The sequence below is a fragment of the Butyribacter sp. genome, from assembly GCF_056818865.1.
Window position 1 is genome coordinate 1 of record NZ_DBLYGC010000008.1, and the last position, 12664, is coordinate 12664.

The following is a 12664-nucleotide window of genomic DNA, read 5'->3' on the forward strand; positions in this document are numbered from 1 at the left end:
AATTAAAACCTGATATCAGCAAACTTATAACTAATAATAATAAAATAATCCTTTGTGTTCTTTTCATAATCTCTTCTCCTACATGTAAGTTTTCTTAAGCCATTTTATCACTTCTATAATACATTTGCAACGCTATTGTATTGCTAATAGGAAATTTTATTTATAAAACTCATGACAATGGTATCTAAATAATCTTGTAAGGCTTCTGTCAAACCATGATACATTACTGCTGTCAGCTAAAGCTCTTTCCATAAAATATAATGCCCCATTGGAATAATCCACACCTCTTAATGCATCTGAAACAGCACTTTTAGTATCTTCAGATACATCTACTGTATAATACCTTCCATCCATAATGGGCGAGAACTGATACGTTCCTCCTCGGTGTGAAAACACAACATCCTTAACGTTTGAAGGAAACGTCTTACTTTTTACCCTGTTTAGCACAACATTTGCTACAAGCACCTTTCCCTTATGATTTTCACCTCCTGCTTCAGCTTCAACAATTCTTTCGAGTATTTTTCTTTCAGAAGCGGTCACACTTACACCACATGCTTTTTTTATCTGCATAATTTTATACTGTTTCATTCTTTCTACATGCAATTTTCTTAATGTCGAAATTTTTTTAATGTTTGCTCTATTTCTTAGGTTATAATCATTCTCAGACATAATAACTATATTTTTTTCTTTGATTGTTTCTGAAAAACATGTAATATTATTTACCATACCTGCAGCCATACTACTAATAATTAAAATACTAATTGTCTTTTTTCTGTTTTTATACATAATAATCTCCATTCTACATTGTTTTCTGTAAATTGTAAGTATATACATCATAATTTCTCACATTATATCCTATGAATACTTTTGTAAAATTATTCACACTTTCGTAATATTTTATACACTTATTTTATAAATATGATATATCCATTTAAATTTCGTATTGCAAAAGCATTATTTTTGTATTACTATTTGAGATAGTATTTAAATTTGCAAGGAGTTATAAGCTTCTTTATACACCCATGCATTTTTATAATCACCAATTACAATTATAAGGAGGTTTCCAAATGAGAAACAAAATGAAAACAAAAATTATAAGTTCAGCTCTTGTGGCTGCACTTGCAACAGGAAGCATGATATCTTCTGCACCTATGCTCAAAACAACTGCCGCAGAAAACAGCGAATTAACTGCAACTGCGGAGCCTACTGCTGAACCAACAGTTCAACCTACTGCCAAACCAACAGCAAAACCGACCACTAAACCAACAAAAAAGCCGAATAAAATAACATACACTCCTGCAGGATTTGTTTATTGTGCAAAAGGAGAACCCAAAAAATGCGTGTTATCTAAAAAAGCTAAGTTTATTACAGTAACAGGAAGCAAATACAAAAAATCCGGCAGACAAATTACATTTACAGCTAATAAGGATAGTAAAATCAAATATAAAGCTGGTAATAAGTATAAATATATTGACGTCATTGTCAACGGAAACAAAACTTGCAAAACACAGACAAACAAAAAGGTTACAGATAAACGCATTAATAGAAAAGAATATACTTGTGATATTACTGATAACAATAAACACTATAAAAATTTTATAGAGTGGGCAAAGAAAAATGTTGGTAATGGTTGGATGTGGCAGAAAAATGAATTGAAAAAAAATTCTAAATATAACCGTGGCATAAAAAATGGTGATTCCAGCAGTAAAGTACTAAAAAAATATCCATCATGGGAAGATGAAGGCTGGGATGATTATGGAGAGTTTGTCACTACAGCAAGATACTATGACAAAAAAAGCAAACTGTCTGTATATAAAAATTTTTATTATAATAAGAAAGACAAAATAACAAAGATAGCATGGATTTCTTATAATCCAAAAGTCAAAGAGTATAATATTAAATTAAAATAATCATAATCATTTTAACGGCAAAAGAATAGCCTATGACAAAACTTCTTACTATAAAAGAGGAAAAGACACAATGTCATATATGAGGTTAAAATAAAAAGTCCAACAATTTATCAATGAAAAAAATTAAAGATACTCTAAACTGACTATTTTATTAATAGGGACTGTCACAACAAGAAAATTTTATAATAAATAATTAATTTTATATATTGTATAAATTTTTATCGATGCGACAGCCCCAATTACCATACTGAAAATCTTAAATTAAAATCCATATTAGTCGATTCTTCTGCTTATTTTTCATTTTCAAGTTCATCTACAACATATTCACATGCTTGTATTACAAAACCCGAAAACGAAACATCTTTTTCAATCATTATTTGCTCAATACGACTGATAAGATCGACCGGAAAACGTACTGTTTTGTTTTCTGTTTCTCTTCTATCACTTTTAATTTGAATAGCCATAATATAACACCTCCCGTATTATAATAGTATTACTTTTGAGCTCACAATTCAGCACTTCAAAAGTTTTGTATTCGTAACACATTTGTAGTATCTTGTTTTGGTTATATGTCATCAATATATCCAGTTTTGTACTAATAAAACAAATATACATATTTTCACTCTGTATGTATTACGCTTTTTATTGCGTTTGTAATACATATATGTTATATTATTTTATGTATTTAATGCACAATATATAATTTTTAAAAATGTGTATTTATCTATTAATGCTATAATCTCATACGTTTTAATCAAACAATTTTTTATTTACAAAATAGGAGGTATCACACCAAATGAAAAAAAATATCAAATCAAAACAAATGTGCACACTACTGACACTGTCACTGGCTATATGTTCACAATCAGTGTATGGCAGTCCTTTTTATTCTACTGTATATGCTGCTGAGGCATCAGATACAACAATGCAGGGAGCATCTGTACTGCAATTTGATGAAAATGCCACATGCCTGTTTGCCAGTGAGAAATATGAAGCCCATTATTTCAAATTCACAGTTCCTAATGATATTGGTAATCAGTGGATAACTTTCTCTGCAACTAATTATACAAATAACAATATTTATGCAACATTATTAGACTCTATTGGTACAGAATTAGTCAAAGGGCAGTCAGTTAAAAAGGAAGAAACATATACAATTGATACTAAAATAGAAGGCGGCGAGTCTCTAATAGATTCTTCTTACATCTTAGTTCCAGGCAATACATATTATATAAAGCTTCGAGATAAATACGGACATAAGCTTACAGGTAATGCCTCCGTTTCTATTAAATCCCTTGCTGATGACAACTGGGGCACTTTCTCTAAAGCAGTTGAATTTAAGCCAAATGAATGGCAAAATGGAAAATTAGAAAAAGCAGATGATATTGACTGTTTTTTTGTTACTCTTCCAGACAATAACAGCAAATACACTTTTAATATTTCATGTGACAATAGCTTAAATGTTAAATTTCTCGATGAAAACAGAGCAAATCTCAGTGAACTTACAGTTGATGCGAATAATACCAGCAATAAATATTCTGTAACAGGACACGGACAGACTATATACGTCAAGGTTAAAGCCGGAAATAACAAAATCAATACTGCAAATTATTCAATAAAAGCAAGTTTACAAAAAGAAACAAACAACAATAATAATAATAACAACAACAATAACAATATCGACAACAACAATAACAATAACGACAACAGTAACAACAACAACGATAACAGCAACAATAACGACAACAGCAGCGACAACAACAGCGGCAACAATAATAACAGCAACAGCACTAAGAAAAAGAAAATTACTACACTTTCTCTGAAATCATATAAAAAGGGAACAAAAAAAGTAATTGGTAAAACCATTAAAGCTGCTACTGTCAAAGTAAATGTATCAGGTAACACATATACTGTAAAATCCAATAATGCCGGAAAATTTACTGCAAAACTCGTGGCTAAATTAAAATCTGGGACAAAAATTACTGTTATCGTATCAAAGAAAAATTATATTACATGCACAAGAAAATTTTTTGTAAAATAAGTGTGTATAAATAAAACAATATTAAAAAGATTGCATATACCGTGAAAATTTATAGAATCTATAAGTTTTCACGGTATTATTTTATTAAATAAAGCCTAATTTGCAATCTTTCCTTTAAAATGTTACACTTCATATATCATAAAAAAAATTTACGAATTTACAAAAGAATTGAGGTTTACAAAAAACATGGCTAATAATTTACCCGGTGTTTTTAAAGCACAGAAGAAAGATGGAAGTACATATTACAGAACATCGATAACTTTTCGCTCAAAGCATATCAGTCTCGGCAGTTTTGATAATGAAAAAGATGCCAATACCGTATATAACGAAGCAATAAATATTGTCAGAAGCGAAAATTCCTATCTTCCTGATGATTTTTCAGCTAAGGTATGCAAAAAACTTGATTTCAAAAAATGGATAACTTTGATTAACTTTAAAAATAATGGTATATATATAAAAACACCGATATATATGCGCAACAATTTTTTCAACTATTATCTTTCAAAAAATGATGTGTTGACCTTTGATGTTGATGACCTTTTTTATTACTCCAAGCATTCAATAATGAGACGTGGCACTCATTTATTTGTTGCAGAATATGGCATGCAGACTAACATAGCTTCAAGATATGGTATAAGAAATTTTGCAAGAAAAGGTATAGATTTCAGATTTGTCAACGGTGACACAAATGATTTCAGATATGCAAATATCGAAATAATAAACCCTTATCAAGGTGTCACCATAGAAGTCACAAACGGTACAATATGTTATAACTCAAAAATTCATATCAACGGTTATGTACTTATCGGTAAATACGATAAAATAGAACATGCTGCAATAGCCTACAATAAGGCGGTTGATTTTCTCATAAATAACGGATGTACTACCAACTATGAAAAGAATTATATAAATGATTATTCTGTTTCAGAATATAAAGAAGTGTATGAAAATTTACATATTCCTGAAAAAATAAAAGAACAGACTTAACATTCTCAAATCTAAGTCTGTTCTTTTATTTTTTATGTTCTAAGCTCTGCTTTTTGCTTTATTATACTCTCCCAGCACAATTTTTTCTAATTTACGTTTAAGTATAATCTGAATTTCCTCATGCTTTGCAATCGGCTTTACGAGTATTGAATGTATGCCTGCCTTGTTGGCTCCCCAAATATCCGTAAATATCTGATCCCCTATAAAAAGAGTATTTTCACGGGTTGTGCCCATAATCTCCATCCCCTTCTCATAGCCTGCCTTTGAAGGCTTTCCTGCCTTATATACATACTCAGATTCTAGTGCATCTGCAAGAGGTTTTACCCTGTAATCTTTATTGTTAGATATAATACATGTTTTAAAACCTATCTCTTTGAGATTTTCAAACAATTCAATAGCTGGCAGTGTAACCGGCTGGTCATGCTCAACCAAAGTATTGTCAACATCAAAGAGTATTCCTCGATAACCCTTATCATAAAAGCCTTCATAGTCTATTTGGTACGCCGAGTCACAATCCTCACTGGGATATAAATTTTGAAACATATTTACCTCCATAAATTTTTATACAATAATAACTATGGGTATTTTATTAAATTATAGCTGTTTTGTCAAATTACTGCGCGATGTTTAGAGAACTTTAATATTTACCATGCTTAGTTATTTATTTTGATACAGTCAATGTAACATTTTTACCATAAAGCTTAAGTGTGTATTTATTTCCTTTTTTGCTCATAACACTTGTATCCAAAGGCATGTATGATTCTACGTTATTATTATCTACACAGATAAGATATTCTTTCTGCATAGCCGCCAAACTCTTAAATTTCATGGAACCTGTGCTCGTTGTCACTGATTTGTAACCTGCACAATCTGTAAACATCTGTACCCAGTACGGCGGATTTGTATTCATATATCCAACTCCCATATACCCAAATTTGTCATTTAGTATGTTTGCCCGATGCCCCTCGGAATTCATCCAGTCAGTCACAACCTGGGTCGAAGAATGCTGTCCGCTTGCTATGTTTTCAGCAGCATATTTATGCTCAAATGAATCCGAAATTGTAGTATATGGTTTTTCACCGTTAGGACGGGTATGATCATACGACAACACTATCTCTTTCTCACGTATATTGCATGCATTTTGTAATGCATCAGGCATAGTAAGCAACGACAGCCTGTTCGCAAATCGTTTCTGATTTATATATTTGAGAACACCCCATTCATAACTGTCAACCGAAATTTTATCACTGGGATATTTTGACTGTACTTCGGCACTTGCAGACGAAAGCTTATCATTTGCAACACCGATTTTCTTTGCAGCTTTAAGTATTGTAGTGACTTTCTTCTGTGTAATAACATTATTATAAACCTTTACACTCTTATCACCGTTTACCAGAACAAAGTAAGGTGTAGTAAGTGAATCTAATTTTGTGTAATCCCAAACAAACTCTAAAGATGAATAGTTATTAACGCAGCCATAAATAGGAACTTTTTGCTTTTCTATAGCTGTTTTTATAGTCTTCTTCATTTTCTTTGAATAACTGCAGTCGGTCTTAGTTACGAGCAGCAGGAAAGTTTTACCCTCTCTTGAAAGCTGGTCTGCCTTTCCTGGTGTAATCTGAGAATAATACTTTGATGTGATATACTTAGCTGCATCAGTTTCAACCGGTGTACCTTTTTTCATTGCCGGGAAATTCTTCTCAAGCACGTTTCTGCTTACGAGGTCAACATAATCTACTGTAGATGTTTTCTTTGTGGTGCCTTTTGTAATCTGTATTGCATTTGAACACTCCCAGCCACCAAGTTTAGCTACTGTAGCGGCTGCAGATGCCACAGGATAAATTTCCGTCATCCACATAGAACCGTCGGTACGTTCAAGCAAAATAGTGTTTCCACTCTTATTGTCCATTCTGTAAGAACTTCTCGCAACATTTGGCAGCAGATACAGATTGGCAATAGTGCCTGTCCCTGTTTTAGTATTGATTGCCTTAAATATCTCGCTGCTGTCATTAAGATAATGGAATGAAGTTGCTTTCTTTTTAAAGCTTCTTATAGGCGAACCATCGTCTACATCATTATCAAAAGAATACGCATAACCATCCAGTGCCCTGTAACCGCCCGGAACATCAGTAAGGTAATCCGTCTTACTCTTAAGTACATTAGGTCTGTTGTCTGAACAATGATTATTGATAAGCATTGATACATCATTGCTTTCTTCCGGAACCATTCCTACAAAGTTTCCATTGTCAAATCCCGGAGATTTTGTGCTCTGATATATAGGGAATATACGTCTTATAAGAGACTTTGTGCCATTTTTAGTCATAGTTCCCATACTTTCAGTATCCTGCAGCCCGAATGCCCACATACGTCCGTCGGCATTTTCAACAAAACCAGTCTTTGCAACTTCAGTAGTTCCTGTTTGTGAACTATATGCATCATATTGTCTTGTATAATACTCATAAGGAAAAACACGCACGGCATTTTTAGTTACAAGATTAAGTTTAAGTTCCAGAGTATATGACTGTGAAAATGAACCGGTTGCAGGATCCATCGTGTAACCGCCAATTCTGACATCCTCTACCCAGCGGTAGAATGTTTTGTCTTTAGTGCAGATACCACCTGGAACAATTGTTGTAACATTATCCTTTTTTGCATATACAAGACCCTTTTCATAATATTTCTGCTCGCCAAGATAAGTATAACCCATAGAGAAACTGCCGTCATTTTTCAATACACCAATTACTCTGCCATAGCGGTGCTCGGCAAAAGCCTTACAATCAGCGGCTATTGTTTTTCCACTATTGATTTCTTTTACCTCACCTTTGTTTGTCAGATAATGCCCCATTCCGGCCTGTTTGACATCACTTGCAAGTTTTTTCATTTCATAATCACTTGAAACACCGTAGAGAGTTCCATCAGCAGTCAGAACAGTCCTTCTTGTAACTCCTGAGGACACTGTGAGAACATTTTCTGAATAATCTGCAACATTCTCAATTTTATTCATAACGCAAGGGTCAATCTCACCATCTTTGCGTCCTACCTGATAGTATGTATTATCCGGAGATATAAACTCATTGACACTTAAAATGTTGTTTGTCATATAGCGCGGTGTGCCTTTAAGCTCTGGATACTGTTTATACTCATAATTAAATTCTTCCTCTTTGCTGTCATCACTGCTTTCACTTTGATTTGAACCTATAAGCCCATCGGCAACACTTTTATCCTCAAGCCACGCATATTGAGGTTTAAAATACATGTAACGTGAACTTGAACTTTTATCATCCGTGGCTTTAAAAAGGTTATTCTGTTTTGAAAAATAAATACAGCATCTATATCCCTGTATTAGGGAACATGTAAGAAATTCTCCATCAGGTCCGACTGCCATGATGGCAGTTGCAGGACTGATATTTCTGACAAAATTCTTTTCAGCATCGTAAAGGTCAATAGATATAATTATCGAATCCTTCGTAATCCATTTGCTATAATTTTCATAAGTCGTAGCAGACGGATCGCCCATTGCCAACAGATAATTATTTTCATCTATATCAAAATATTTCATTATGTCAGCCTTATCTAAGGTACCGAAAGTGCCTTTATAATTGATTTTGAAAAACTGTCCCTGCATGTCCGTTCGTTTCAGTTCTTCTGCAAACATAATACTTTCAGCGTTTTCATCCTTAAACCTTGTACCGATAAAAAAACTGAAACTGTACTTTCCGCTTACATCAACGCTGTATGAACTCGCCTTAGCAGAGTAAACCTGATTTACCGGGATATAACGGTCAAATAATGTTTGTGTCTGATCCGCCGCTGATGTACTGCGGACAGGCATAATAGGTAAAACGCTTACTAACATAAGCGCAACCAATGCCATTGATAAGATACGCTTTTTCATATTAATCACCTTTCCTTTCCTCGGGAAGAATTGACAAGCTTCATTATAATAAATATACACTATACGCTGCCAATGACACAAGCAATATGTGTAAGAAAAAACGTATCATATCAAGAAAAATTATGGAGAGGATTTTATTATAACTGTCTTGCCAGATTTGCCATTTCTATCGCACTGAGGGCACAATCATATCCCTTATTTCCGGCTTTTGTTCCGGCTCTCTCAATTGCCTGCTCGATATTATCTGTCGTAACTACACCAAAGAGTACAGGTACCCCAGATTCGAGAGATACACTTGCTATTCCCTTTGCAGCTTCGTTACATACAAGATCATAATGGCTTGTTGCACCTCTTATTACGGCACCAAGGCATATAACTGCATCATATTTGCCTGACATTGCCATTTTTTTGGCTATAACCGGAATTTCAAATGCACCGGGAACCCATGCAAAAGTTATATTATCGTCTTCAACACCGTGGCGTACAAGACCGTCTCTTGCGCCCGAAATAAGTTTTGATACGATAAACTCATTAAATCTTGCTCCGATTATTCCTACTTTCATTCCTTCTGCTGCGACTAATTTTCCTTCTAATGTTTTCATAATATTTTATCTCCTTATTTTTTCTATAAATATGCTATTTATTTTAATATTTATTATTTTTAGCAAAAATCATTTTATTTTTGTATTTTGCGCAAAAGTTTATTTTTCTTTTGCTTTTTTACATATTAAGCAGATGTCCCATTTTTTCTTTTTTTGTTCTAAGATAAAAGCTGTCATATTTTCCAGGTTCCATTTCAATAGGAACCCTTTCAATTATTTTGAGATTATATCCCTCAAGTCCATAAACTTTGAGTGGATTATTTGTCATCAGCTTAAGTTCATGAATGCCAAGATCCACAAGAATCTGTGTTCCTATCGTATAATCCCTTGCATCCTCAGGGAAACCAAGTTTAAGGTTGGCTTCAACTGTATCCAATCCGCCATCCTGAAGCTCATATGCTCTTATTTTGTTAATAAGACCAATTCCTCTTCCCTCCTGGCGCATATAAAGAAGAACACCTCTTCCCTCTTTTGCTATCATCTTCATAGCTGCATCATACTGCTGGCCACAGTCACATCTTGCCGAACCCAGTGCATCACCTGTAAGACACTCTGAATGAACTCTGCAAAGAACCGGTTTTCCGTCTGTTATATCACCTTTGACAAGTGCTACATGATGCTCTCCATTCAATTTATTGATATATCCGTAAATTGTAAATTCTCCGTATCTTGTAGGCATTTTTGCTTTTGCAACACACTCTACCAGAACCTCATGTTCTTTTCTGTACTGCACAAGATCAGCAATCGTTCCTATCTTAAGGTTATGCTTTTTTGCAAATTCCATAAGATCAGGTGTTCTTGCCATAGTTCCGTCATCTTTCATGATTTCACAGCAAAGTCCAACAGGTTTAAGTCCGGCAAGTCTTACAAGGTCTACAGTTGCTTCTGTGTGGCCGTTTCTTTCAAGTACACCACCTTTCTTTGCTTTTAGCGGGAACATATGTCCCGGAGTTCTGAAATCAGATGGTTTTGCATCATCCTCAACAAATTTCATCGCCGTAATTGAACGCTCATATGCCGAAATTCCCGTCGCAGTATCTACATGGTCTATTGATACCGTAAATGCCGTACAATGATTATCAGTATTTACCTCACACATTTGCGGAAGCATAAATTTATTTGTATATTCTTCGGTCATAGGCATACATATAAGTCCCTTTGCATAACTTGCCATGAAATTTACATTTTCATTTGTGGCAAACTGTGCAGCACATATTACATCTCCCTCATTTTCTCTTTCTTCATCATCAATCATTACTACGATTTTTCCTGCCTTTATATCTTCCAGGATTTCATCAATAGTATTAAATTTATTTTCCATAATCAAGTTCCTTCCTCTCTATATATTTTCTTATTATTACCCTTAATAAAAACCGTTTTCATTCAGAAAATTCATCGTTATACTGTCTGAATTATTTCTTTCTTCGCTTTTATTATCTCTATCATCTGTTTTAAAGTTCATAAGTCTTTCAACATATTTGCCTACTATATCATTTTCGAGATTCACTATATCACCCGGATTCCTGTTAAGCAATGTCGTCTCCTCGCCTGTATGAGGTATCACTGAAACCGCAAAACTGCTGTCTGTAAGCTTAGCCACCGTAAGACTTATTCCATCAATAGTTATCGATCCTTTTTCAACTATATATCTCAAAATTTTTGCAGGTGTTTCTATCTCAACCCAGACTGCATTATCCTCTTTTTCAAAAGAACTTATAACCCCGACACCATCTATATGTCCTGATACTATATGTCCTCCAAATCTTCCGTTTGCAGCCATCGCACGCTCAAGATTAACCATGCTCCCGTGTTTCAATGAACCTAAGGAACTTCGTCTCAATGTCTCCGCCATCACATCCGCACTGAATTTTCTACCGCTTATTGAAGTAACAGTCAGACACACACCATTTACCGCAATGCTGTCACCTATTTTGGTATCTTCAAGCACTTTGACGGCGGCTATCGTAATAACTGCCGAATTACTGCCTTTTGCAACAGCTTCAACTTTTCCTGTTTCCTCGATTATACCAGTAAACATTTTTTCACCACCTTATATTTTCTTATGCAGCATTTAACATTGATATTTTTATAAATCACATTCGATAAGAATATCAATGCCAATATTTGAAACCTTAACATTCCTACAGATAAATGCTTCATCAGGGCTTTTTACTCCCATCCCTTTTACCGGATTATATATGCCGCTTCCCCCAAATATCTTTGGAGCTATATATGCCTGAATATGATTTACAATTCCGGCTTCAAGTGCACTCATATTCAAAGTCCCGCCACCTTCAAGTAAAATTCCGTCTATTTTTTTCTCTCCAAGTTTGAACATAAGGTCATTTAAATCAACCCGCCCGTCTTTCTTTGCAGTTTTTATAACATCGATTCCTCGTTGTTCTAAAAATCTGATACGTTTATTATCATCAGAAACGGTTGCTATAATTGTCGGTATTTCCAACGCAGTATTTATTATATTGCTGTTTTCCGGTATTCTCAGATTACTGTCACATATAATACGCACCGGATTTGTACCGCTTTCAATACGACAGGTAAGGCTCGGATTATCATTTATAACAGTCTGTACTCCCACCATAATTCCTTTAAGTGCATTTCTTGTATACTGCACGTTTTGTCTTGCTTCTTCTGATGTCACCCACTTGCTCTCACCATTATCACATGCAATCTTCCCATCAAGTGTCATTGCATATTTCATTACGACATACGGTGTCTTTTTGGTTATGTAATGAAAAAAAACATCATTTAATGCATCACACTCTTCTTTTAATACACCTTTCACAACATTGATACCGGCATCTTTCAGCTGTATTATTCCCTTACCTGCAACAAGTTCATTTGGATCATCTGAACCAATATACACATTTTTTATTCCATGCTCAATTATCGCAAGTGTGCACGGAGGCTGTTTTCCGTAATGACAGCATGGTTCCAATGTAACATACATATCACTTCCGCAAGCACTTTCACTAAGTTTTGAAAATGCATCTCTTTCCGCATGAAGTTCGCCATATTTTTTATGATATCCCTCTGCAATAATTCTGCCTTCCTTAACTATAACAGCACCAACCAGAGGATTTGGTGAAACTTTTCCTGCACCTTTTTTAGCAAGCTCTATAGCCCGCCGCATATACTTCTCATCCATATATGACCTCCAATTTTAAATTTTTATGGGTTTTTTCTAAAAATATGATATAGATGTATCTAT

11 protein-coding genes are annotated in these 12664 nt (G+C 34.3%); 3 read left to right on the forward strand and 8 right to left on the reverse strand.

The window, feature by feature from the left end:
• Nucleotides 1–156: 156 nt before the first annotated feature.
• Nucleotides 157–786, reverse strand: coding sequence for a cell wall hydrolase (locus ACZLXV_RS04905; protein ID WP_022225595.1), 630 nt, complete (start codon nucleotides 784–786; stop codon nucleotides 157–159).
• Between the two features lie 281 nt (nucleotides 787–1067).
• Here ACZLXV_RS04905 and ACZLXV_RS04910 point away from each other — a divergent pair, with 281 nt between their 5' ends.
• On the forward strand, nucleotides 1068–1910 hold the full coding sequence (locus ACZLXV_RS04910) for a hypothetical protein (protein WP_482382680.1): 843 nt from the start codon (nucleotides 1068–1070) through the stop codon (nucleotides 1908–1910).
• Between the two features lie 290 nt (nucleotides 1911–2200).
• On the opposite strand, the gene ACZLXV_RS04915 is transcribed toward ACZLXV_RS04910, so the two are convergent.
• Nucleotides 2201–2374: a YlcI/YnfO family protein gene (locus ACZLXV_RS04915; RefSeq protein WP_482382681.1), complete on the reverse strand. Its 174-nt coding sequence runs from the start codon at nucleotides 2372–2374 to the stop codon at nucleotides 2201–2203.
• A gap of 332 nt (nucleotides 2375–2706) precedes the next feature.
• Here ACZLXV_RS04915 and ACZLXV_RS04920 point away from each other — a divergent pair, with 332 nt between their 5' ends.
• Both ACZLXV_RS04920 and ACZLXV_RS04925 read left to right on the forward strand, forming a co-directional pair.
• Entirely contained in the window at nucleotides 2707–3951 is a 1245-nt protein-coding gene (locus ACZLXV_RS04920; RefSeq protein WP_482382682.1) for a hypothetical protein, read from the forward strand.
• Between the two features lie 186 nt (nucleotides 3952–4137).
• The gene (locus ACZLXV_RS04925; protein ID WP_482382683.1) at nucleotides 4138–4938 is read left to right on the forward strand and encodes a hypothetical protein; all 801 of its coding nucleotides are present in this window, start codon (nucleotides 4138–4140) and stop codon (nucleotides 4936–4938) included.
• A 39-nt stretch (nucleotides 4939–4977) separates the two neighbouring features.
• Here ACZLXV_RS04925 and ACZLXV_RS04930 read toward each other — a convergent pair whose 3' ends face one another.
• The 6 genes from ACZLXV_RS04930 to ribD form a co-directional block, all read right to left on the reverse strand.
• Nucleotides 4978–5481 carry a YqeG family HAD IIIA-type phosphatase gene (locus tag ACZLXV_RS04930; RefSeq protein ID WP_022225600.1) on the reverse strand — a complete coding sequence of 168 codons (504 nt, stop codon included), beginning with the start codon at nucleotides 5479–5481 and terminating at the stop codon, nucleotides 4978–4980.
• 118 nt (nucleotides 5482–5599) lie between these two features.
• Nucleotides 5600–8833: a CAP domain-containing protein gene (locus ACZLXV_RS04935; RefSeq protein ID WP_482382684.1), complete on the reverse strand. Its 3234-nt coding sequence runs from the start codon at nucleotides 8831–8833 to the stop codon at nucleotides 5600–5602.
• Between the two features lie 137 nt (nucleotides 8834–8970).
• The gene (ribH, locus tag ACZLXV_RS04940; RefSeq protein ID WP_022225602.1) at nucleotides 8971–9435 is read right to left on the reverse strand and encodes a 6,7-dimethyl-8-ribityllumazine synthase; all 465 of its coding nucleotides are present in this window, start codon (nucleotides 9433–9435) and stop codon (nucleotides 8971–8973) included.
• 118 nt (nucleotides 9436–9553) lie between these two features.
• A complete protein-coding gene (locus ACZLXV_RS04945) occupies nucleotides 9554–10756 on the reverse strand; it encodes a bifunctional 3,4-dihydroxy-2-butanone-4-phosphate synthase/GTP cyclohydrolase II (protein WP_022225603.1) in 1203 nt (400 codons plus the stop codon).
• 42 nt (nucleotides 10757–10798) lie between these two features.
• Nucleotides 10799–11473, reverse strand: a complete 675-nt coding sequence (locus ACZLXV_RS04950; protein ID WP_022225604.1) for a riboflavin synthase — start codon at nucleotides 11471–11473, stop codon at nucleotides 10799–10801.
• Nucleotides 11474–11521: 48 nt separating this feature from the next.
• Nucleotides 11522–12601 carry a bifunctional diaminohydroxyphosphoribosylaminopyrimidine deaminase/5-amino-6-(5-phosphoribosylamino)uracil reductase RibD gene (ribD, locus tag ACZLXV_RS04955; protein ID WP_482382685.1) on the reverse strand — a complete coding sequence of 360 codons (1080 nt, stop codon included), beginning with the start codon at nucleotides 12599–12601 and terminating at the stop codon, nucleotides 11522–11524.
• Nucleotides 12602–12664: the final 63 nt, after the last annotated feature.